Below are 23799 nucleotides of genomic sequence, written 5' to 3' on the forward strand. Positions count from 1 at the left end.
GGGACCAGGCCAGCCCAAGTCCTTGGGCTGTAAGGAGTCCTTACCCGCCACGCAGACGTGCGTCGACTGGATTCCTGTGACGAGCACAGGAATGAGGGACGGTCGGTCATTGGCATAACGAACGAGGTTATCGGGAGCTTCTCACGCGAAGCTCCCTTTCTTCGTCTCTTCTCAATCCGCCTTGTTGCGGCGGGCCGGGAAGAGGATCACGTCGCGGATCGACGGGGCGTTGGTCAAGAGCATGATCAGGCGATCGACACCGATGCCGAGGCCGCCGGCGGGTGGCATGCCCTGGTCGATGGCGTCGAGGAACTCGTCGTCCAGCTGCTTGTCCTTCTCGCCGCGGGCGTGCGCCTGTTCCAGCTGTTCCACCATGCGGCGGCGCTGTTCTTCGGGATCGTTGAGTTCCGAGAAGGCGTTGCCCACTTCCCAGGCGTTGCAATAGCTCTCGAAACGCTCGACGAGGCGCGGTTCGCCCGGCACTTCCTTGGCAAACGGCGAGATGTCCTTCGGAAAATGCGTGACGTGGCTCGGCTGGATCAGCGTGGCTTCCACCTTCTCTTCGAAGATGAAGGCAAGGCATTCGCCCCAGGTCCAGTCCTTCTCGACGGCAAAACCGGCGGCCTTGGCGGCAGCGCGGGCCTCTTCGTCGGTCTTGATGGCGAGGAAATCGATGCCGGTCGCTTCCTTCACGGCATCAGGCATCGGCACGCGCTTGAACGGACCCTTGAAGGAGATCGTCTGGCCCTGGAATTCCACTTCGGTCGTGCCGTGCAGAGCAATCGCCAGCGTCTCGAACAGCCGCTCCACGAGACCCATGATGTCTTCGTAATCGGCATAGGCCCAGTAGCACTCCATCATGGTGAATTCAGGATTGTGCCTTGTGGAGACGCCTTCGTTGCGGAAGTTGCGGTTGATTTCGAACACCTTGTCGGAAAGGCCTGATACCAGCGTGCGCTTCAGGAACAATTCCGGCGCGATGCGCAGATACATGTCCATCTTCAGCGTGTTGTGGAAGGTCTTGAACGGATCGGCCGTCGCACCGCCATAAACGGTCTGCAGCATCGGCGTTTCCACTTCGAGGAAGCCTTCGGCCTCCATGAAACGGCGGATACCGGAGAGGATTTTCGAGCGTTGCAGGAAGCGCAGCTTGGAGTCTTCGTTCGCCAGAATATCGAGATGGCGCTTGCGGTAACGCAGCTCGATGTCGGAGACGCCATGCCACTTTTCCGGCATGGGCAGCAGCGACTTGGTCAGCATGGTGATTTCTTCGGCGTTGATCGTCAGCTCGCCACGCTTGGTGCGGCGCACCTTGCCGGTCACGCCGATGATGTCGCCAATATCGATCATCGGCAGCAGGTTGCGCGCCGCTTCCGGTGTCGTATCCTTGTGGGAGAAGATCTGCACCTTGCCCGAGGCGTCATGGATATCCATGAACATGCCGGAATTGCGCGAGGAATAAACGCGACCCGCCACCGTCACCGTATCGCCGGTCTCAACGTCGGCTTCGATATCGGCATATTTTTCCGCAAGCTCGGCATTGCTCAGCGTGCGGTGGAAATGCGCCGGATAGACGTCGCCGATCTGCTCGCGCAGCAGCGCAAGTTTCTGGCGGCGCACTTCTGTCGCGTCGGAGGAGAGGGCGGTGGTTTCGGTCTTGGTGTCGGTCATGATTTTTGCCTTAAGCGGGCTTGTTCGTTGCGGTTACCCTTTGCGCTCGGGGCTACCCCCCTCTGTCCTGCCGGACATCTCCCCCTCAAGGGGGGAGATCGACAAGCGGTGGACACCTTGCCCATGGAACGAGCGGGTGCGGCACCCGATCTCCCCCCTTGAGGGGGAGATGCCCGGCAGGGCAGAGGGGGGTACCCCAAGCAGAGGGGTATATTTCAGGATGCCGGCGTGACCGCCAACACCAAATTATCAGCTTCCGCTGCCAACCATCGTGGCCACAACGGCAATCGCCACTTTCAGGCGCTGGCGCACCACGGAGCGGCCGAGCAGCGCCATGCTGTCAAACAGCGGCAGCGAGCGCGAGGAACCGGAGACGGCGACGAAGAGCGGCGGGGTGACGACGCGCAGTTTCTTGCCCGTGCGTTCGGCAATGTCGCGCAGTTCGGCCTCGATGGCTTCAACGTTCCAATCCGGCATTTTTTCGAGGTCGGCGGCAACCGTGGTGAGGATTTCGTGGATTTCCTCCGGTTTGCTCTTCAACCCGGCAAACGAAGCCGGTGTCAGGCCAACATCGCTCGACACCAGGAAGCCGGCGAGGTTCGGCAATTCGCCGAGCTTGGAAATGCGGCTCTGGGCAAGCTTCAGGCCTTCGGTCAGGCGGGAATTTTCCATCGCCCATTCCAGCGTGCGGGCAATGAAGTCCTCAGGCGTGAGCTTTTCGCGCAGCCAGCGGCCGTTCAGCCAGTCCAGCTTCTGGATATCGAAGATGGCGCCAGCCTTTGAAAGCGCTTCCGGATCGAACTTCGCGGCCAGCTCTTCCATGGTCAGCAGCTCTTCGCCTTCGGCGATCTGGATGAAGAACAGGCCGAGGAAGTTCATCAGCGCTTCCGGCAGGTAGCCGAGCGCGGAATAATAGGAGATCGACGTCGGGTTCTTGCGCTTGGAAAGCTTCGACTTGTCGGCGTTGCGCATCAGCGAAAGATGCATGAACGTCGGCTGGTCCCAGCCGAAATAACGGTAAAGCAGGATGTGCTTGGGCACTGAAGCCAGCCACTCTTCGCCGCGCGCCACATGGGTGATCTTCATCAGATGGTCGTCGATGACGTTTGCCATGTGATAGGTTGGCATGCCGTCGGCCTTGATCAGCACCTGCATGTCAACCGAATCCCAGGGGATCGAGACATCGCCGTAAACGCCGTCATGGAAATCGCACGAACCTTCGGTCGGGATTTTCATGCGCACGACGTTGGCTTCGCCGGCGGCGACGCGGGTGGTCACTTCTTCAGCCTTCAGGTGGAGGCAGAGACCGTCATATTTTGGCGGCTTGCCAGCGGCGCGCTGCGCTTCGCGCATCTGCTCAAGCCGCTCGGGCGTGCAGAAACAGCGGAAGGCATGGCCTTTTTCCAGCAATTCTTCGGCGTAGGGCCAGTACATCGGCTTGCGCTCGGACTGGCGGTAGGGACCGTAGGGGCCACCGACGTCAGGGCCTTCCGACCAGGTGAGGCCGGTCCAGCGCAGCGCCTCCAGAACCTTCTGCTCATATTCCAGCGTCGAGCGGGTGGCGTCGGTATCCTCGATGCGCAGGATGAACTCGCCGCCGTGTTTCTTGGCGAAGAGATAGTTGAACAGCGCGATGTAAGCGGTGCCGACATGCGGCTCGCCGGTGGGGGAAGGTGCGATGCGGACGCGAACGCCGGAAGTGGTCATGAAATTCACTCGTCGTGACGTGGAGTGACATCGGGACGGTTCACCCTGATATCACGGAGTTTTCGTTTGGATGCGGCAGGACATCATGTCGAAAGGCGAAAAGAAAGTGCCTTTTTCATATTCCCGTTCGGCTTCGGCTTAGGCCATATTCTGCCGCAGGCGTCAAGGAAATATGGAGTCCCGAGGGGTTGGCCGGTCTCGCCGCCCGGCCTCAGTTCACCGGCCAGACGTAAAGCAACATGGGAATGCTGGCAATGACGATCATGATCGACAGCGGCAGTCCAAGGCGCGGATAATCGCTGAAACGATACCCGCCCGGGCCCATGACAAGCGTGTTGCACTGGTGGCCGATGGGGGTGAGGAAATCGCAGCCGGCGCCGATTGCCACCGCCATCAGGAAGGCCTCCGGGCGGAAACCGAGCGTGGTGGCAAAACCGGCGGCGATGGGGGCCATGACCAGCACGGTGGCGGCATTATTGAGGAAGGGCGTCACAGCCATGGCGGTGAGCAGGATCATGCCGAGCGCCGCGAAAGGCGGCAGCCCCTGCGCCGCACTGCCGAGCCAGCCCGCGATCAGTTCACTCGCCCCGCTGGTGCGAAGCGAATCGCTGACGGGAATAAGGGCGGCGAGCATGACGAGGATCGGCCCGTCGATCGATTTATAGACCTCGGCAAGCGGGATCGCGCCGACAACGATCATCAGAAAGGCGGCGGCGAAAAAGGCAACCGAAACCGGCACCAGCCCGCTGCCGGCGGCCAGCATGGCGGCGGCCAGCACGATGACGGGCAAAAGCGCCCGGCGCTGCACGCCGAGAAGGATTTCGCGCTGGGCGAGCGGCAGCAGCGAAAATTCCTGCAATACCTGCGGCAGGTTCTTGCGGCTTCCCTGCAGCAGGATGACGTCACCGGCCTGAAGCGTCAGTTCGGAAAGCCTCTGGCTGACGCGCTGGCCGCGGCGGCTGACAGCAATAAGATTGACGCCGCGCGTATAGGACAGCGCCAGTTCCCGTGCCGAAATGCCGTTGAGAACGGATTCCTTGCTGATGACGGCTTCCATGGAAATGAGATCGACGGTTTTCTGGCCATTCTCCATCAACGGTCTGCCAGACAAAAGCAGCTTTGACTGAGAAACGATGCGATCCAGACCCTCGGGGCTTCCCTCCAGAAGCACCGTATCTCCCGCCTTGAGATTGACATCCGGAAAAGGCGAAATGCGCCTTGGACCCCGCAGGATCGTGCTGGCGATCACGTCGCCATCCGCCTGCTTGAGAAGCTCGCGCAGCGGTCTGTCGACGAAGATATTGTCCGGCGGCAGCGTTGCCTCCGCCGTATAGGCCGACTGGTCGAGGACGTCCTCCACCGAAGCCTGCTGGCGGTTTCGCACCGGCAGCAGGCGGTAACCGAAGGTGAGGAAAATGATGCCGATCACCGTCAGTGCGGCGCCCACGGGGGTGAAATCGAACATTGTGAAGCTCTGTCCGGTCATCTCTTCGCGCAACCGCGACACGACAATATTAGGCGAGGTGCCGATCTGCGTCATCAAACCGCCCAGCAGAGCGGCAAAAGCCATGGGCATCAGGTAATAGGAAACGGGACTGCCGGACTTGCGCGCGAACTGGAAAGCCACCGGCATCATGATGGCGAGCGCGCCGATATTCTTGATGAACGCCGACATGACGGCAACCATGATCATCAGAAAAGCGAGCTGAAGACTCTTGGAACGCATCTCGGGGAAATATTTCTTGATCGTCATATCGACGATGCCGGAACGTGCGACTGCCGAGCTGACAATCAGTGCACTGCCGACGATGATGACGATATCGTCGGAAAAGCCGGAGAAAGCCTTGTTAAAGGGCACCACACCAAGCGCCACTGCCACCAGCAATGCGCTGCAGGCGATGACATCGTAACGGAACCTGTCCCAGATGAACGCGACCATCATGCCGGCGATCACGACGAAAGCGAGGATCTGTTCTGTCGTCATGCTTGCTTATGCTTTCGAATGAGAGGCACCGGGGGAGGACTCTATCGGTGATGATATCGAAGAACGCAAGGCGGGGTGAAGCGGTTCCGCGGAGTAAGATCGTCATTTCTACCCCTCCGTAATACCGGCCTTGAGCCGGTATCCAGCCGACGCGCGTCTGCGCGGCGAGAAGAGTCTTTCCAGCCCAAAGACTTGGGCTGGCTGGATGCCGGATCGGGTCCGGCATGACGGAATGCTGTCAATACGGTTTGCCGGCGGCCTGCGCTTTCTTGCGCTGTCTGGCGTTGCGGGCGAGCATGTTGAGCAGTTCCACCAGCGCCGAAAACGCCATGGCGGCATAGACGTAGCCCTTGGGCACATGGAAGCCCATGCCTTCGGCGATCAGCGTCGTGCCGATCATCATCAGGAAGGCGAGCGCCAGCATGACGATGGTGGGGTTGCGCTCGATGAAGTTGGCGAGTGGCGTTGCGGCCAGCAGCATCACGGCAACGGCAAAGACCACGGCCACGATCATGATCGGCAGATGCGGTGTCATGCCAACGGCGGTGATGATGCTGTCCACCGAGAAAACGAGGTCGAGCAGCAGGATCTGGCCGATGGCGGCGCCGAAATTCATCGCGACCGGGCCGCCCACCATGTCTTCCTTGTGGTCTTCAGGATCGACATTGTGGTGGATTTCCTTGGTGGCCTTCCACATCAGGAAGAGACCGCCGGCGATGAGGATCATGTCCTTCCACGAGAAGGCATGGCCGAAGATTTCGAAGACCGGCGTGGTGAGCTGCACGATCCAGGCGACAGTGCCGAGCAGGCCGAGACGCATGATGAGCGCAAGTCCGATGCCGATCTTGCGGGCTTTTTCGCGCTGTTCAGGCGGAAGCTTGTTGGTGAGGATCGAGATGAAGATCAGGTTGTCGATGCCAAGCACGACCTCCATGACGATCAGGGTGACCAGCGCCACCCAGGCAGCGGGGTCGGACAGAAGAGGGAGAACGGACTCCATCAGGGAATTTTTCCTTTCAGCAACAAGGCCACCCGAAACATTCGGTTCGTGGAATTTATAGCGCAATACGCGAGAAACAAGGAGGCCCCGCCTGTCATGGGCAGGATTTCATCGAAATTTCGCGTAAACCGCGTATCAGGCCCCGTGCCGTTGCCGGTCCGGTCGCCCGTTGCTGAATGATTTCAGACCTTGTCGGTTCCGTAGGCCGCCATGAACACCTTGATGGCGCTGGCGATCACCCGGTCCAGCTCCTCTTCCGGAACCGGGCCGTCGATCTCGCCGAACAGGCGCAGCTTGAAGAACGTGCCGGTGGAAAGCTCGATATATTGCCGCGCGGCCAGTTCCACGTCATCCACCTTCAGATGGCCGAGCGCGATATGGTGCTCGATGAAATCCTGAAGCACGGTGCGGACATTATTGGGTGCGGCGATGAAAAAGCGCTGGGCGAGCTTGGGCATGCGGTCGATGACGCCGATCACCGAGCGCATGGCGGGGATCATGTCCGAGCAGATCATCTTGTTGGCAAAAGCCTTGCCGAACTGTTCCAGGCCTTTGCGCACCTCTTCGGTGCCGGCCAGAATATTGCGCATGGAGGTGGCAAATTCCTGCCGGTGATGGTCGACCAACGCCGCGAACAAATCCTCCTTGTTGGAGAAATAGACATAGATCGTACCCTTGGAAACGCCGGCTTCACGGGTGATGTCGTTCATGCTGGCGGCGTCGAAGCCCTTGAGCTTGAACACGCGCCACGCGCCCGCCAGAATCTGGTCGCGTTTGGCGGGGTCTTCGCCCGCCGCAAAACGCCCGGCGGTGTTGCCCGGACAGACCGTTTCCGTTTCCGTCTCCATATCCCTGTCTTCACCTGCCATCGCTAATGCCCCTTAGCATTGGAATGACGTAAAAAAAATTAACCGAACGTCGAACCAATCAGTTCGATAACACTTGATATGTGTCAGGAAAGAGATTATGTCAATCGAACCGAACGGTTCAGTTCGAAAACTTTCTTCAATCTATCACGGTACAATCTCATGTCGGCCCAGAAGAATAGCGCGGTTCGCGCCGTCAACGATGCGGAAGAGGCGGATATTTCCGCCAAGGCCGAGACCTCCCCGGCAAAGCCGGCTGACGCACCGCCGCAGGCGACTCCGGCTCCCGCCGTTGCTGCGCCGAAGGCGAAGAAGCGTTCGCCGCTTCTGCCGATCTTCGCGCTTGCGCTTCTGGTCGGTGCCGGCTGGTACGGTTACAACTGGTGGATCGACGGCCGCTTCATGGTGTCGACCGATGACGCCTATATACAAGGTGATATTGCGGTCATCGCGCCGAAGGTTGCCGGTTACGTCGCCAAGGTGAACGTCGTCGAAAACCAGGAAGTCAAGGCGGGCGATCCGCTGGTGACGCTTGACGATGGCGACTACCGCATCGCATTCGAACAGGCCGACGCACAGATCCGCACCGAACAACTGTCGCTGAAGCGCATCGATGCGCAGATCATTGGCGGCGAGGCAGCGCAGGAACAGGCCGTCGCCCAGAAGGGTGCGCTGGATGCCGCCCTTCGCGGTGCCGAAATCACCCAGAAGCGCGCCACCGAATTGCAGGCAAAGGACGTCGGCACGGTTGCCGCATCCGATAACGCGCAGGTCGCACTCGATCAGGCCAGGGCAAATGTCGTGGCCGGCGAGGCGGCGATCTCTTCTGCGAAAGCCAATGTCGAGCTTCTGCGCGCCCAGCGCGAGGAAGCCGAAAGCACCATCCGTTCGCTGCAGCTTTCGAAGGACAAGGCCGCCCGCGACCTGGCCTTTACGGTTCTGAAGGCACCTTATGACGGCGTCATCGGCAATCTTGCGGTACAGACGGGTGATCTCGTCTCGGTCGGCAAGCGTCTGGCATCGCTGGTGCCGATGAACGAGCTTTATATCGACGCCAATTTCAAGGAAACGCAGCTTGCCCGCGTTGTGCCCGGTTCGAAGGTCCGCGTCCACGTGGATGCCTTCGACGACGAGGCCATCGAAGGCACGGTCCAGTCGATCTCGCCCGGCTCGGGCTCGGTCTTCTCCATGCTGCCGCCGGAAAATGCGACGGGCAACTTCACCAAGGTCATCCAGCGCGTGCCTGTTCGCATCGTCTTCTCCAAGGAAGACCTTGCCAAGCACAATCTGCGCGCGGGCCTCAGTGTCGTTGTTGATGTCGACACCCGCACGGCACCTGAAAACACCAGAACGGCGCAAGTTAACCCGCAGGCCAAGTAAGGCTTCGTTGAGGGCAAGATAATGGCGGCTACGGTTGTCGGCACGGGCGGGGCGTCCATCCCCGTCGATCCACCGATGGACAGGCGCAGGCTCATCGCGTTCTTCGCGATGGTCTTCGGCATGTTCATGTCCATTCTCGACATTCAGATCGTCTCCGCCTCGCTGGCGGAAATCCAGGCTGGCCTCGGCGCGGGCTCGGACGAGATCGCCTGGGTGCAGACATCCTATCTGATAGCAGAAGTCATCATGATCCCGCTGTCGGGCACGCTGGCGCGCATTCTGTCCACGCGCGTGCTGTTTGCCACCTGCGCGGCGGGTTTCACCCTGTCGAGCGCGCTCTGCGCCACTGCCACCAATATCGACCAGATGATCGTCTACCGGGCGATCCAGGGCTTTATCGGCGGCGGCATGATCCCGTCGGTCTTTGCGGCCGCCTTCACCATTTTCCCGCCCTCCAAGCGTTCGGTCGTCTCGCCTATCATCGGTCTCGTCGCCACGCTTGCGCCCACCATCGGTCCGACGGTCGGCGGTTATCTTTCCAATGCCTTCTCCTGGCACTGGCTGTTCCTCGTCAACATCATTCCCGGCATCATCGTCACCATCTTGACATGGAGCCTGATCGATTTCGACAAGCCTGAAACCTCGCTCTGGAAGAAGTTCGACTGGTGGGGGCTGATCTCCATGGCCGTCTTCCTCGGCTCTCTGGAATACGTGCTGGAAGAGGGCAACAACAAGGACTGGTTTAACGACGAGCATATCGTCATCGGTTCGGTGGCCATGGTCATCGGTGCGGTGGTGTTCTTCTGGCGTGCCTTCAAGGTGGACTTCCCCGTTGTTGACATCCGCGCCTTTGCGGACCGAAATTTTTCCATCGGCTCGCTGTTTTCCTTCGTGATGGGCATAGGGCTTTACGGGCTGACCTATCTCTACCCGCTCTATCTCGGCCGGGTGCGCGGTTACGATGCGCTGATGATCGGTGAGACCATGTTCGTTTCCGGTCTTGCCATGTTCTTCACCGCGCCGATCGCCGGCAAGGTCTCCACGAAGCTCGATCCGCGGGTGATGATGGCCATCGGCTTCATCAGCTTCGGCTGCGGCACGTGGATCATGACCTATGTCACGACCGACTGGGATTTCTACGAGCTGCTGATCCCGCAGATCCTGCGCGGTTTCGGGCTGATGATGTGCATGGTGCCTATCAACAACATCGCGCTCGGCACGCTGCCGCCGGCCCGTATCCGCAATGCATCCGGTCTGTTCAACCTCACCCGTAACCTCGGCGGCGCGGTTGGCCTTGCCGTCATCAACACCCTGCTGTCGCAGCGCACCGACGATCACTATGTGCGGCTGGCGGAACATGTCAGCTATTCCAATCCACAGGCGCTGGAGTGGCTGAACAATGTCGGTGCAAACTACGATTCCTACGGGCTGGACGGTGCTTCCGTCGCGATCAAGAAGCTGGTCGGCATGGTCTCGCAGCAGGCCTGGATGCTCGCCTTCGCGGATGTGTTCTTCGCGCTGACGCTGCTGTTCGGCAGCCTGATCTTCATGACCGTGCTGATCCAGAAACCCAAGGCAGCGCCGCCACCAGACGCGGCGCACTGAACCAAATCCCCTCCCATCCACCGCAGAGCTGGGGCCGTCGGAAATGACGGCCCCTTTTTTGTTTTGGCAAAAAAAAAGCGCGTGTCCGAGCGCCAGAGGCTGTTGATCACAACGGACAAGCCATGTATATCAATTTTTGAGGTACGTACCTCAATTAGTGCTTGAGCGGACGAAAACGGGGCCGGGAGGACGGTTGACCCGGGTTCAGGCCGCATGGGCGGGCAGTTCAGGAGGAAGAGATGGCCTTGGAACTCAATCCAGATTTCACCATTGCGGATGAGCAGTCGCTTCGCGGGCTGTTCGAACCGACACATGCGCTGGCGATACAGAAGTGTCAGGACAGGCTTGGCGAACATGCGCAGGAATTCATAAGGCGTTCTCCTTTCCTGTGCATCGGCACCCAGAATCTGGAGGGCAAAGCCGATGTCAGCCCGCGGGGCGATCCTGCCGGATTTGTGAAGGTTCTCGACACGCGCACGTTGGCGATCCCCGATCGGCCCGGCAATAACCGCCTGGATACCCTCAGCAACATCCTCGCCAACCCCAATGTTGGGCTGCTGTTTATCGTGCCGGGTTTCGATGACACATTGCGCGTGAACGGACGTGCGACGCTGAGCACGGATCCGCAAGTGCTGAAGCTCATGAGCGTTGCGGATCGCGTTCCCAAACTTGCGATCGTCATCAGGGTAGGTGAGGTTTTCATGCATTGCGCCAAGGCGTTCCGGCGCTCCCATCTGTGGGATCCGGCGCATTTCCAGTCCCGGTCGGAAATGCCCTCGCTTATCAAGATCATTCTGGATGAAACGACAGGCGCCCCGACGAATGGGGATGACATGCAGAAGATGGATGAGCAGCTGGAGCAGGATTACCGGCGTACTCTCTATTAGCCGCAGTCCCATTGTTGAAATATGAGGTACGTACATCATTTTTCGATTTACGGCGGCGGTAAAGCTGGATATGCAAGGGGGAGGGAGGAGCCATGAAGCCGACAGTTCACGATATCGCCGAGCGTGCGGGCGTCAGCCTCGCCACCATCGACCGGGTGCTGAACATGCGCCCCGGCGTGCATGCCGCCACCCGTGCAAGGGTGGAAGCGGCCATTGCCGAGCTTGGTTATGTGCGCGATATCGCCGCCGCCAATCTGGCCAAGGGCCGCAACTACTCGATGATCTTCATTCTGCCGGGCAATGACAATTCCTTCATGGCGACTTTGCGCGCCGAGGTGCGGGCTGCAGCCGGCCGCTCGCATCTGGAGCGCACGGCCATCCGCGTGATCGAAGTGCCGCCCTTTAATGCCGCAGCGCTCACAGAAGCTCTCGAGGTGGCGCGGCGGGAAAAACCGTCCGGCGTCGCGTTCGTCGCCACCGATTCCGAAGATGTGGCCGAAGCCGCCGACCGGCTGGCGGAAGATGGCATCGCTACGGTCACACTGGTGTCCGACCTTTCCGGCTCGCGGCGAGATCATTATGCCGGCGTGGACAACGTTGCGGCCGGGCGCACGGCGGCGAGCCTGATGGGGCGTTTTCTCTCCGGGCACGGCGGCGATGTCGCGGTTGTTGCCGGCTCCATGCTGGTGCGTGACCACCGCGAACGTCTGGAAGGATTTCGCGCCGTCCTCGAAACCGAATTTCCGCAGGTGCGGCTGCTGCCGGTGCTGGAGGGCAGGGACGATCCGCTCACCGTCGAGGCGCTGGTGCGCGAGGCGATCGGCAATGATTCTCTCGCCGGCATCTACAGTCTCGGCGCCGGTAATCGCGGTCTCATCCGCGCGCTTGGGGCCGCGGATGGCGAAAGAGCGCTTTCGGTCATCGCCCATGAGCTGACGGAAAACACCGCCAATGCGCTGAGGGAAGGGCTGCTCGATGCCGTGCTCAATCAGGATGCCGGCCACGAGGTGCGCAGCGCCATCCGCGTGTTGAAGGCGCGCGCCGATGGCCTGCCCGTCATCGCCGCGCAGGAACGTATCCGTATCGACATCTTCCTCAGGGACAATCTGCCCTGAGCAAACAGGCTGGAAGTGGCGCGTGGAGCGCCGGAATGGAGAAATACATGTATCTCGGTCTCGATCTTGGCACGTCAGGCGTCAAAGCCCTGCTGATGGACGGCGATCAGAAAATCATCGGCTCGGCCAACGGCTCGCTTGATGTTTCGCGCCCGCACCACGGCTGGTCCGAGCAGAACCCGGCGGACTGGATTGCCGCGACGAAAACTGCCGTTGCAGGCTTGAAGCAGAAGTTTGCGAAAGAGCTTGCCGCCGTGAAAGGCATCGGCCTTTCCGGCCAGATGCATGGCGCGACGCTTGTGGATGCCGAAGGCAAGGTGCTGCGCCCCTGCATCCTGTGGAACGACACGCGCTCCCATGCCGAAGCCGCCGCGCTCGATGCCGATCCGCGTTTCCGCAAGATCACAGGCAATATCGTCTTCCCCGGCTTTACCGCGCCGAAGCTTGCCTGGGTGGCGAAGAACGAACCAGACATCTTCGCGAAAGTCGCCAAGGTATTGCTGCCGAAGGATTATCTGCGGCTATGGCTGACGGGCGAATACATCTCGGAAATGTCGGATTCCGCAGGCACCTCCTGGCTCGATACCGGCGCGCGCAAATGGTCCCCGGAGCTGCTTGCCGCCACCGGGCTTGATGAAAAACACATGCCGTCGCTTGTGGAAGGCACGGATGAGGCGGGCGTTCTTCGCACTGAGCTGGCTTCCGAATGGGGCATTTCCGGCCGTGCCGTCGTCGCCGGTGGTGCCGGCGACAATGCGGCGTCGGCCTGCGGCATGGGCACGGTGAAGGAAGGCCATGCCTTCGTGTCGCTCGGCACATCAGGCGTCCTCTTCGCCGCCAATGCCTCCTATCTGCCGAAGCCGGAAAGCGCCGTGCATGCCTTCTGCCATGCGCTGCCCAACACCTGGCACCAGATGGGCGTTATCCTCTCCGCCACGGATGCGCTGAACTGGTATTCGCGCCTCACCGGGCAATCCGCTGCCGATCTGACCGGCGAACTCGGCGAGACGCTTCTCGCACCGACCGGCGTCACTTTCGCGCCTTATCTTTCCGGCGAACGCACGCCGCATAATGATGCTGCCATCCGTGGGTCCTTCATCGGCCTGTCGCATGAAAGCGACCGCAAGGCGCTGACCCAGGCCGTGCTGGAAGGCGTGACTTTCGCGATCCGGGATAATCTCGAAGCGCTGAAATCCGCCGGCACGTCCATCTCCCGCGTCACCGCCATCGGCGGCGGCTCGCGTTCGGCCTATTGGCTGGCATCGATCGCCACCTCGCTAGGCGTTCCCGTCGATATTCCGGCTGAGGGCGATTTCGGTGCGGCCTTTGGTGCGGCCCGTCTCGGCCTGATTGCCGCGACCGGGGCCGATCCGGTGGCCGTCTGCTCGCAGCCGGAGACGGCGCGGACGATTGAGCCGGTGGCAGCGCTTGGCGATGCTTATGAAGAGGCTTACCGGCGGTATCATGCGCTTTATCCGGCTATTCGGGCGCTTTCGCAGTGAGGTGTCGAGGGTGCGGTTTACCCCCCTCTGTCCTGCCGGACATCTCCCCCTCAAGGGGGGAGATCGACAAGCGGCTACTTCCCGCCCTCATGCGAGGCTGAGTATGGAGCGATATATAGCGTCCTGCTGATCTCCCCCCTTGAGGGGGAGATGCCCGGCAGGGCAGAGGGGGGTGAACCACACCCTCCAACGTTGAAATTTTCAAACACCACCCAAACCCACCCCAAGAGGAGGAACCACCCAATGAGCACAGGCTTCTTCGGCGATATCGCCAAGATCAAATATGAAGGCCCCGACAGCACCAATCCGCTGGCCTTCCGCCATTACAATCCCGACGAGATCGTCGGTGGCAAGCGCATGGAAGATCACCTGCGTTTCGCGGTTGCCTACTGGCACACCTTCACCTGGCCGGGCGGTGACCCCTTCGGCGGCCAGACCTTCCAGCGCCCGTGGTTTGAAGACACGATGCAGGCTGCGAAGCTGAAGGCAGACGTGGCCTTCGAATTCTTCTCGCTGCTCGGTTCGCCGTTTTATTGCTTCCACGATGCGGATGTACGCCCGGAAGGCAAAAACTTCGCCGAGAACACCAAGAACCTCAACGAGATCGTCGATTATTTCGCCCAGAAGCAGGCCGATACCGGCGTGAAGCTGCTGTGGGGCACGGCCAACCTCTTCTCCAACCGGCGTTTCATGTCGGGTGCCGCGACCAATCCGGACCCGGATGTCTTCGCCTTCTCCGCCGCAACCGTGAAGACCTGCATGGACGCCACCAAGACGCTCGGCGGTGCCAACTACGTGCTGTGGGGCGGTCGTGAAGGTTACGAGACCCTGCTCAACACCGATCTGTCGCGTGAACTCGACCAGCTCGGCCGTTTCCTCAATCTGGTGGTGGAATACAAATACAAGATCGGTTTCGAAGGCACGATCCTGATCGAGCCGAAGCCGCAGGAGCCGACCAAGCACCAGTATGATTACGACGTCGCGACCGTCTATGCCTTCCTGCAGAAGAATGGTCTCGAAAAGGAAGTGAAGGTCAATATCGAGCAGGGCCACGCCATTCTCGCTGGCCACTCCTTCGAGCATGAACTGGCCATGGCCAATGCCTTCGGCATTTTCGGCTCCATCGACATGAACCGCAACGACTACCAGTCCGGTTGGGATACCGACCAGTTCCCCAACAACGTGCCGGAAATGGCGCTTGCCTATTACCATGTTCTCGCCGGCGGCGGTTTCAAGAATGGCGGCACCAATTTCGATTCCAAGCTGCGTCGCCAGTCGCTCGATCCGCAGGATCTGCTGATCGGCCATATCGGCGGCATGGATTGCTGCGCCCGTGGCCTGAAGGCGGCGGCGAAGATGATCGAGGACGGCGCGCTGTCGAAGCCGCTTTCCGAGCGTTACGCGAAGTGGGATTCCCCGGAAGCCCAGAAGATGCTGCGCGGCGAGCTGAAGCTCGAAGAGATCGCAGCGCTGGTCGAGCGCGACGATATCAATCCTGAGCCGAAGCCCGGTCGTCAGGAATATCTCGAAAACGTGGTCAATCGTTACGTTTGACGTGATTGTCGGGGTGACGGCAACGTCACCCCCTCATCGCCTCGCTCCGCTCCGGCACTTCTCCCCGCCGGGGAGAAGGTGGCCCGAAGGGCCGGATGAGGGGGCCTGTTCGCCATCAGCACCCCAAGGTGAGGACAATTCCGCGCCACCCCTCCTTCCTTTTCAGTCACTTCCGAAAAAATCCTTCCCCACTCATCCCCATCATCCCCTTTGGCCGCATCATTCCTTCCGCAACCGGAACGGAAGGGCGATACGCGCGGCGCCCTTTGCGAACCGGAGGCCGGCATCGACAAGCATGGTTCTGGCAGACCGTGTTTCTGAAAGGCATCCCGCCGGGCCAGAGGCGGGAAGGGCTGATCGGATAGATGCCGTGAAAAGGCCGTGACCGATGGGCCGCTATCGCGGTCCCCATGGGCCGTTATCACTGCCCTGACAAGGCGGCCCGGCGAATGCAAAAACTTCCACCACTTCCCCATTCCACCCGCATTCGCCGGGCCGATGCCTTGCGCCGCCGGCTAAACCGCTGCGGCGGCATTAGTGCATGCAAAGCGCTTTGGACTTGTTAACTGCGCATCCTGAAACGTTGTAGATTCTGCCAGCCCGGCTGTACCTCGCACGCGACATGGTCTAAACCGCTGCTGATCTTTTCACGCTCGATGGATAGAAAGGCCTCTCGGATGACCGATCCCCAAACGCTTGCAGCCCGTTTCCCCGGTGATTTCCTGTTCGGCGTCGCGACCGCCTCGTTCCAGATTGAGGGTGCAACCAAGGCAGATGGCCGCAAACCCTCCATCTGGGATGCCTTCTGCAACATGCCAGGCCATGTCTTCGGGCGTCACAATGGCGATATCGCCTGCGATCATTACAATCGCTGGGAAGAGGACCTCGATCTCATCAAGGAGATGGGTGTCGAGGCCTATCGTTTCTCCATCGCCTGGCCGCGCATCATTCCCGACGGTTTCGGACCGATCAACGAAAAGGGTCTGGATTTTTACGACCGACTGGTTGATGGCTGCAAGGCGCGCGGTATCAAGACCTATGCGACGCTTTACCATTGGGATCTGCCGCTGACCCTGATGGGCGACGGCGGCTGGGCCTCGCGCTCCACCGCCCATGCTTTCCAGCGTTACGCCAAAACCGTCATGGCCCGTCTGGGCGACCGGCTGGATGCGGTGGCGACCTTCAACGAACCCTGGTGCGCGGTGTGGCTCAGCCATCTCTACGGCATCCATGCGCCGGGCGAGCGCAACATGGAGGCGGCCTTAGCGGCCATGCACCACATCAATCTCGCCCATGGTTTCGGCGTCGAGGCGTCTCGCCATGTAGCGCCAAAAGTGCCGGTGGGGCTGGTGCTGAACGCCCATTCCGTCATTCCGGCTTCTAACAGCGAGGCCGATCTCAAGGCTGCCGAACGGGCGTTCCAGTTCCACAATGGCGCGTTTTTCGATCCGGTCTTCAAGGGCGAATATCCGGCCGAGATGATGGAAGCGCTTGGTGATCGCATGCCAGTCGTGGAGGCGGAAGACCTCGCCATCATCAGCCAGAAGCTCGACTGGTGGGGCCTGAATTATTATACGCCGATGCGCGTTGCCGACGACGCGACGCCGGGTGCTGAATTCCCCGCCACGACGCCGGCTCCGGCGGTCAGCGAGGTGAAGACCGATATCGGCTGGGAGGTCTACGCCCCGGCGCTCAAGTCGCTGGTGGAGACACTCTACAAGCGTTACGACCTGCCGGAATGCTACATTACCGAAAACGGCGCCTGCTATAATATGGGCATCGAAAACGGCGAGGTGAATGACCAGCCGCGGCTCGATTATTACGCCGAACATCTCGGCATCGTCGCCGATCTCATCCGCGACGGTTACCCGATGCGCGGATATTTCGCCTGGAGCCTGATGGATAATTTCGAATGGGCAGAGGGCTATCGCATGCGCTTCGGCCTCGTGCATGTGGATTATGACACGCAGGTGCGTACGCTGAAGAACAGCGGGAAGTGGTATAGTGCTTTGGCTTCGCGTTTTCCGAAGGGGAACCATGGTGTGGTGAAGGGGTGACACCTCTCCACCGTCATCCTCGGGCTTGTCCCGAGGATCTGCAACCTACTGATTTTATTCGACATGGTTAGATCCTCGGGACAAGCCCGAGGATGACGTTGAGAGGATGCTAGGGGGCATGCCAGAAAGTTCTCTCCCCTTATTATCAGTTTTCCCAACTTTTTTCCCGGTTACCTGGCGGTGCCTGCTTGCACCCGTCATCCCGCCCCCTATGTCAGGCAGGCTGCGAAGCGTAGCGCCCGTTCTGCCACCCAAGGGCAGGGCGGGCTGGTCCTCCCAAGGGAAAACGAACATGCTTATTGAAAAACTCAACTGGCGTTATGCCACCAAGAAAATGGATCCTTCCAAGACAGTCGCGGAAGACAAGGTCGAGCGTATCGTCGAGGCGGCGCGGCTTGCACCGACCTCCAGCGGCCTGCAGCCTTTCGAGGTGATCGTCGTCACCGACCCTGAAGTGCGCGCCAAGATCCGCGAGATCGCCTGGAACCAGGCGCAGGTCACCGAAGGTTCGCATCTGCTGGTGTTTGCGGCGTGGGATAACTACACCGAAGAGCGGATCAACCACATGTTCGATCTGGTCAATGAAGAACGCGGCATCAAGAATGAAGGCTGGGAAGCCTATCGCCAGATGCTGCTGACCACCTATCCGCAGCGCGACCAGCAGGTGAATTTCGAACATGCTGCGCGTCAGGCCTATATCGGCTTCGGCATGGCCGTGGCCCAGGCCGCTTTCGAGGGTGTGGATTCCACCCCGATGGAAGGTTTCGATCCCGCCAAGCTCGACGAGATTCTCGGCCTGCGTGAAAAGGGCCTGCGCTCCGTCACCATCCTGCCGCTTGGTTATCGCCAGCCGGATGGCGACTGGCTGGTGAACCTGAAAAAGGTGCGCCGCCCGCTCGAGGAATTCACCAGCCGCGTGTGATTTTCATATCGTCGCGAAATCTTGACTGCCGCAGGGCCGCCGAGGCGGCTTTGCGGTAGATTTTTTCTCTCTTTTCAGATAATTGAAAAAACATCCCTGTTAAAAGGTGGCGTGTGCGGGCAAGTATGCGCCATCGAATTGCCGATCCCCGGCATTTCTGAGTGAAAGCCTGACGAAATGACCCGGAAAATCAGCTGTCATCGAATGTGCCCGAAGGCTGCATGAAGAGAGCGGTTCAGCACCGCAACAGGATTTTTTGAGACCCGATCCGTCACGCATTCCCAGAGTTCACAATGAGTTTTCCATCCAGTGCGGCCTCGCCCGCGCGTTCAGAACAGGCGGTCCCGGAAGGGGCGGCAAAGGAGCCGATGGTCACGTTTGAAGGCGTGACCAAGACCTTTGGCGGCGCCGACGGCAAGCCGGGCTTCGCAGCCCTTGCCGGTATCGACTATACCGTGCCGAAAGGCTCGATCACCTGCATCATCGGCCGCTCAGGCGCTGGCAAGTCCACGCTCATCCGTCTCGCCAACGGCCTTGAAAAGCCCTCGACCGGCCGTGTGGTCGTCGACGGCGTCGATGTTGCAGCACTCGATGAAAAGAGCCTGCGCACGCTGCGCCGGTCCGTCGGCATGATCTTCCAGCACTTCAACCTCTTGTCGTCGCGCACCGCTTTCGACAATGTGGCGCTGCCGCTGGAAATCGCCGGCCTGGGCAAGAAGGAAATCGAGGCCCGCGTCGCGCCGCTGCTCGATCTTGTCGGGCTTTCCGACAAGGCGAAACGTTATCCGGCGGAACTCTCTGGTGGCCAGAAGCAGCGTGTCGGAATTGCCCGCGCACTTGCCACCCAGCCGAAGCTGCTCCTCTCCGACGAAGCGACCTCGGCGCTCGATCCGGAAACGACGCAGTCGATTCTCGAACTGCTGAAGCGCATCAATGCCGAACTCGGTCTGACCGTGCTGCTCATCACCCATGAGATGGAAGTGGTGAAGACCATCGCCTCGCAGGTCGCCGTTATCGACAGGGGCCTGATCGTCGAGGAAGGTACGACCTTCGACATCTTCACCGCGCCGAAACATGAGACGACGCGCAGCCTGCTGTCTTCCTCGGTCGGTGTGAAGCTGCCGCACTGGGTCACCTCGGGGCTGAAGCAGGAAGCCACGGACGGCGACCGCGTTCTGGTGCGTCTGGTCTTTTTCGGCGAGACGGCTTTCCAGCCACTTACCGCCCGGCTTGTTGCCGAAATCGGCCCAGACGTAAACATTCTCGCCGGCACCATCGAGGAAATTTCCGGCCAGCCCTTCGGTTCGCTCGTTGTCTCCTATCCCGCCTCGGCTGAGGTCACCGCCCGCGCCAACCGTTTTTATGCGGAAACCGGTCTTCACACGGAGGTGCTCGGTTATGTCGCCTGATATGATCTTCAACCTGCTCTTCAAGGGACTCTGGCAGACGCTGCACATGGTGGCGGTGGCCGGCATTGTCGGCTCCATCATTGGCGTACCCATGGGTGTGTTCCTCGCCACCAGCGGCAAGGGCGAACTGTTTCCAGCACCGATGACCAACCGCATCCTCGGCCTCATCGTTAATGCGGCGCGCTCAACGCCCTTCATCATTCTTGTCGTGGCGATCATTCCGTTCACCCGTCTCGTCGCCGGCACGTCGATCGGCACCAGTGCGGCCATCGTGCCGCTGACGGTTGCGACCGTGCCCTTCATTGCAAGGCTGGTGGAAGCGGCAATCCGCGAGGTGGACAAGGGCCTGATCGAAGCCGCTCGCGCCATGGGTGCGACACCGCTGCAGATCGTCACCAAGGTGCTGCTCGCCGAAGCCAAGCCCGGCATCACGCTGGCGCTCACGCTGACGCTCGTCAGCCTCATCGGTTATTCGGCCATGGTCGGCGCGGTCGGCGGCGGCGGGCTGGGTGACCTCGGCATCCGCTACGGTTACCAGCGCTTCATGCCTGATGTGATGCTGGCCGTGGTTCTGGTGCTCATCGTGCTGGTGCAACTGGTGCAGAGCGCCGGCGACCGGCTGGCGCGCAGCTTCGACAAGCGGACCCGGAAGAACTGATCCGATCGTTCAAAACCGATACCCAAGAACAACAAACCCAAGGAGACACCCATGAAGAAACTCATCCTCGCGGCTTCGCTCGCCGCTCTCTTCACCGCCGGTCAGGCGCTGGCGGAAACCATCAAGATCGGCGTTACCCCCGCCGAACACGCGCAGATCATGGAACAGGTGAAGAAGATCGCGGCTGCCAAGGGCCTCGATATCGATATCATCGAATTCTCCGACTATGTCGTGCCGAACCAGGCGCTGAATGATGGCGAGCTGCAGGCCAACTCCTTCCAGCACCAGCCTTACCTCGACAACCAGATCGCCGACCGCAAGTTCGATCTCGTCAGCGTCGGCACCACCATCACCACCCCGATGGGCGTTTATTCCAAGAAGGTGAAGAACCTTGACGAGCTGAAGGACGGCGCAACCATCGGCATTCCGAACGACCCGACCAATGGCGGCCGTGCGCTTCTGGTTCTCGCCTCCAAGGGCGTGCTGAAGGTGAAGGAAGAGGCCGGCCTGAAGGTAACGCCTGCCGACATCACCGAAAACCCGAAGAACATCCAGATCGTCGAACTTGACGCCGCCCAGCTGCCGCGCTCGCTTGACGACACCGACGCTTCGGTCATCAACACCAACTACGCCACAGCTGCGGGCCTCAACCCGAAGAAGGACGCCATCGCCATCGAAAGCGAAAAGTCCCCTTACGCGAACGTCATCGCCGTTCGTGCGCAGGACAAGGACAAGCCCTGGGTTAAGACGCTGGTGGAATCCTACCACAGCCCGGAAGTGAAGGCCTTCATTCTGGAAAAGTACAACGGCACGGTCATCCCGTCCTGGTAAGAAACTGCCGCATGGTGGAAATGAGGACCTCTCCCGTTCGCGGGGGAGGTTTTTTGTTTGGAGACCAGCGATAACCGGTTTTCCCTGAAAAACCCCCGCCATTTCAGGGAAAGATTTTTCAGCCTGTCGCCCGGACTGTCGTTTTGTACCCGTTGTTTTTTGGGGGCGGCGTTGCGGGGCGGTTTAACGCCTTTTGAATGTTTCCTTCGCAAGATGATGCTTTCAAAGGGGATTTTATGCGGATTGCGCCGCGCAACATTGGGGACTATTTGCCGGTCGGGCGCAGAACGGCCGTCGGCGTCGTATTGTCCACCTTCGCGCTGGTGCTTCTCATCGTCACCGCGCTCGTCCTCTCGGCCCTCAGCCAGGTCCGGGAAAAAGCCAACCTGCTCGACAATGCCCGCTCGCGAGAGACGACGGCGGGCGCTCTCGTCACCTTCCGTGATCAGCTGGGCGCGACGCTGAACGATTACGCCGCCTGGGACGATGCCGCCGAGTATGTCTACGCCCCTGATCGTTTCGACTGGGTGGCAAGCAACTATGGCGAGATGACGGTCAACAGCGATCTTTTCGACACCGCCGTGGTATTGGATGAAGACGGCAAGACCCGAATGGCTTACCAGGACGGCAAACCGGTGAAATGGACTTATGACACCTATTTTGCCGCTGGTCTGAAGGAGATGATCGAGCGGGTGCAGGCCATGCGCCCAAGCATCACCTCGCAGGTGACGGGTTTCGTCAAAACCGAAGACGGCGTCGCCGCTGCCGGTGTCGCGCTTGTTCGGCTCAAATCAGGCGCGCTCGCCACGGATAGCACTGAGCGTCGTTATCTGATCTTCGCCCGGCACCTCAAACAGGCGACGGTGGACAAGCTCGCCCGCAACTACGTCGTCGAGGGGCTGGAACTTCAATATGGCGACGGGCCTGCCGCCAATCATGTGGATATCGTCAATCCGCTGGGGCAGGTGCTGGCGCGGCTCGTCTGGCGTTCGCATCTGCCGGGGGATGTCAGCTTCCATGAGGCGCGGCCGGTGGTCTTTACCGCGCTCGGCATTGCCGGCACGTTTTTCCTGGTGCTGCTCATCATCGGCTCGGCCACGCTCGACCGGCTGAAGGCGGATGAGGCTGCTGCGCGGGAAGAGGCGCTGCGCGACCGGCTGAGCGGGCTCGACAACCGCGCCGGGCTGTTTGCCCACCTCACCCGCATGGTCGGCAAGGCCCGCCACGACAAGACAGATATCAAGCTGCTCTATCTCGATCTCGACGGCTTCAAGGAAATCAATGATTCCTATGGCCATGCCGCCGGCGACCGGCTGATCAAGGGCGTGGCGGCGGCGCTGCGGGTGCTGGTGCCGGAAGACGCGGTGCTGGCGCGGCTCGGCGGCGATGAATTCGCCATCGCCATTCAGGGCAACGATGTCTGGTCGGAAGGCCGCAAGCTGTGTCTGGCGCTTCTCGAACTCTTCACCGAGCCTTTCAGCATCGGCGAACGGGTGGCGAGCATCGGTTGCAGCATCGGCACGTCGGTTTCCCGCGCCGGCGATATCAATGGCGAGGAACTGTTGCGCCGTGCCGATATGGCCATGTACCAGGCCAAGGAGAACGGACGCGGGCGTTACGTCTCCTATGAGCTGAAGATGGATGCGCTGCGCGAAGAAAAATTGCAGCTGGAAGCGGATCTGCGCTCCGCGATCCTGAATGACGAGATACAGGTGGTTTACCAGCCGGTTGTCAGCGCCGCCACGCGCTGCATCACCGGCGTGGAGGCACTGGCCCGCTGGCAGCGGCCGGGCTATGGTTTTGTGCCGCCGGATATTTTCATTGCCGCCGCCGAGACCAGCGGCCTGATCGACCGGCTCGGCCTGCTGGTGCTGCGCAAGGCCTGCGAGACTGCCCGGCAATGGCCGTCCATCAAGCTGTCGGTGAATATTTCCCCCGTGCAGTTCCGAAATCCGGCCTTTTCCGGCCATGTGGCGGATATTCTCGATGTGACGCAGACGCCGTCCGAAAGGCTGCGGCTGGAGATGACGGAAGGCTATTTCATCCAGCATCCGGAGCGGGCGAGTGCGGCGATCGACAAGCTGAAACAGCTCGGCCTGCACATAGCGCTCGATGATTTCGGCGCCGGTTTTGCCAGTGTCGGTTATCTGCGCCGCTTCGGTTTCGACCGCATGAAGATCGACCGCTCGCTGATCATGGCGCTCGATAAGGGCGGCCGCTCGCTGGAAATGCTGCAGGCGACCGTGGCACTGGCGAAATCGCTCGATATTCCGGTGACGGCCGAAGGCGTCGAGACGGAAGAACAGGCGGCCATCCTGCATCTGTGCGGCTGTGATGAACTGCAGGGTTACCTGTTCTCGAAGCCGGTTGCGGCCGAAGATATCACCACCATGCTGGACGGGCAGGATGCACCGCTATTTGCGCTTCGGGCGGGGGCGTGAGGCTGATTACTTCCACCGATTCTTGATCACCTAAGGTGCGGTTCATTTCTTCTTCCCGCCGGGGAGAAGGTGGCCCGAAGGGGCGGATGAGGGGGGCTAGGTTGCCGGATTTCGGAAAGCTTGCCCCCTCATCCCGCTGCCGCGGACTTCTCCCCGGCGGGGAGAGGAAATATGCGGTACCCGCTCGATCCAAATGCAAATGCAGTCCGA

At 60.5% G+C, this 23799-nt stretch carries 17 protein-coding genes; 12 read left to right on the top strand and 5 right to left on the bottom strand.

Going from position 1 to position 23799, the window contains the following annotated elements; genetic code table 11:
* Nucleotides 1-171: 171 nt before the first annotated feature.
* From lysS to ATU_RS20995, 5 genes are all read right to left on the bottom strand, one after another.
* Complete coding sequence (lysS, locus tag ATU_RS20975; RefSeq protein ID WP_010973881.1) at nucleotides 172-1671, bottom strand: lysine--tRNA ligase; 1500 nt, start codon at nucleotides 1669-1671, stop codon at nucleotides 172-174.
* Between the two features lie 249 nt (nucleotides 1672-1920).
* Entirely contained in the window at nucleotides 1921-3378 is a 1458-nt protein-coding gene (gene gltX, locus ATU_RS20980; RefSeq protein WP_010973882.1) for a glutamate--tRNA ligase, read from the bottom strand.
* Nucleotides 3379-3589: 211 nt separating this feature from the next.
* On the bottom strand, nucleotides 3590-5362 hold the full coding sequence (locus ATU_RS20985) for an SLC13 family permease (RefSeq protein ID WP_010973883.1): 1773 nt from the start codon (nucleotides 5360-5362) through the stop codon (nucleotides 3590-3592).
* Nucleotides 5363-5600: 238 nt separating this feature from the next.
* Nucleotides 5601-6362 carry a TerC family protein gene (locus ATU_RS20990; RefSeq protein ID WP_010973884.1) on the bottom strand — a complete coding sequence of 254 codons (762 nt, stop codon included), beginning with the start codon at nucleotides 6360-6362 and terminating at the stop codon, nucleotides 5601-5603.
* A 182-nt stretch (nucleotides 6363-6544) separates the two neighbouring features.
* On the bottom strand, nucleotides 6545-7231 hold the full coding sequence (locus ATU_RS20995; RefSeq protein WP_010973885.1) for a TetR/AcrR family transcriptional regulator: 687 nt from the start codon (nucleotides 7229-7231) through the stop codon (nucleotides 6545-6547).
* A gap of 159 nt (nucleotides 7232-7390) precedes the next feature.
* Here ATU_RS20995 and ATU_RS21000 point away from each other — a divergent pair, with 159 nt between their 5' ends.
* The 12 genes from ATU_RS21000 to ATU_RS21055 all read left to right on the top strand — a co-directional run bounded on the left by ATU_RS21000 (nucleotide 7391) and on the right by ATU_RS21055 (nucleotide 23589).
* Nucleotides 7391-8608 (top strand): HlyD family secretion protein, encoded by a 1218-nt coding sequence (locus ATU_RS21000; RefSeq protein WP_035257693.1) that lies wholly within the window; start codon nucleotides 7391-7393, stop codon nucleotides 8606-8608.
* Nucleotides 8609-8629: 21 nt separating this feature from the next.
* Complete coding sequence (locus tag ATU_RS21005; RefSeq protein WP_010973887.1) at nucleotides 8630-10213, top strand: DHA2 family efflux MFS transporter permease subunit; 1584 nt, start codon at nucleotides 8630-8632, stop codon at nucleotides 10211-10213.
* 239 nt (nucleotides 10214-10452) lie between these two features.
* The gene (locus tag ATU_RS21010) at nucleotides 10453-11100 is read left to right on the top strand and encodes a pyridoxamine 5'-phosphate oxidase family protein (RefSeq protein ID WP_010973888.1); all 648 of its coding nucleotides are present in this window, start codon (nucleotides 10453-10455) and stop codon (nucleotides 11098-11100) included.
* 92 nt (nucleotides 11101-11192) lie between these two features.
* Nucleotides 11193-12215 (top strand): LacI family DNA-binding transcriptional regulator, encoded by a 1023-nt coding sequence (locus ATU_RS21015; protein WP_010973889.1) that lies wholly within the window; start codon nucleotides 11193-11195, stop codon nucleotides 12213-12215.
* Nucleotides 12216-12262: 47 nt separating this feature from the next.
* Nucleotides 12263-13717 carry a xylulokinase gene (gene xylB / locus ATU_RS21020; protein WP_010973890.1) on the top strand — a complete coding sequence of 485 codons (1455 nt, stop codon included), beginning with the start codon at nucleotides 12263-12265 and terminating at the stop codon, nucleotides 13715-13717.
* A 243-nt stretch (nucleotides 13718-13960) separates the two neighbouring features.
* Nucleotides 13961-15271 carry a xylose isomerase gene (gene xylA, locus ATU_RS21025; RefSeq protein WP_010973891.1) on the top strand — a complete coding sequence of 437 codons (1311 nt, stop codon included), beginning with the start codon at nucleotides 13961-13963 and terminating at the stop codon, nucleotides 15269-15271.
* Nucleotides 15272-15948: 677 nt separating this feature from the next.
* The gene (locus ATU_RS21030) at nucleotides 15949-17328 is read left to right on the top strand and encodes a GH1 family beta-glucosidase (RefSeq protein WP_010973893.1); all 1380 of its coding nucleotides are present in this window, start codon (nucleotides 15949-15951) and stop codon (nucleotides 17326-17328) included.
* A 292-nt stretch (nucleotides 17329-17620) separates the two neighbouring features.
* The gene (locus tag ATU_RS21035; RefSeq protein WP_010973894.1) at nucleotides 17621-18250 is read left to right on the top strand and encodes an NAD(P)H-dependent oxidoreductase; all 630 of its coding nucleotides are present in this window, start codon (nucleotides 17621-17623) and stop codon (nucleotides 18248-18250) included.
* Nucleotides 18251-18543: 293 nt separating this feature from the next.
* Nucleotides 18544-19659, top strand: a complete 1116-nt coding sequence (locus ATU_RS21040) for a methionine ABC transporter ATP-binding protein (protein WP_035257698.1) — start codon at nucleotides 18544-18546, stop codon at nucleotides 19657-19659.
* A complete protein-coding gene (locus ATU_RS21045) occupies nucleotides 19649-20317 on the top strand; it encodes a methionine ABC transporter permease (protein WP_010973896.1) in 669 nt (222 codons plus the stop codon). Before ATU_RS21040 ends, ATU_RS21045 begins: the two co-directional genes overlap by 11 nt.
* 51 nt (nucleotides 20318-20368) lie before the next feature.
* Entirely contained in the window at nucleotides 20369-21148 is a 780-nt protein-coding gene (locus ATU_RS21050; protein WP_006316668.1) for a MetQ/NlpA family ABC transporter substrate-binding protein, read from the top strand.
* A gap of 197 nt (nucleotides 21149-21345) precedes the next feature.
* The gene (locus ATU_RS21055; protein WP_051883818.1) at nucleotides 21346-23589 is read left to right on the top strand and encodes a bifunctional diguanylate cyclase/phosphodiesterase; all 2244 of its coding nucleotides are present in this window, start codon (nucleotides 21346-21348) and stop codon (nucleotides 23587-23589) included.
* Nucleotides 23590-23799 lie beyond the last annotated feature (210 nt).

Origin of the sequence: Agrobacterium fabrum str. C58, assembly GCF_000092025.1 — a bacterium.
Classification (GTDB): Bacteria; Pseudomonadota; Alphaproteobacteria; order Rhizobiales; family Rhizobiaceae; genus Agrobacterium; species Agrobacterium fabrum.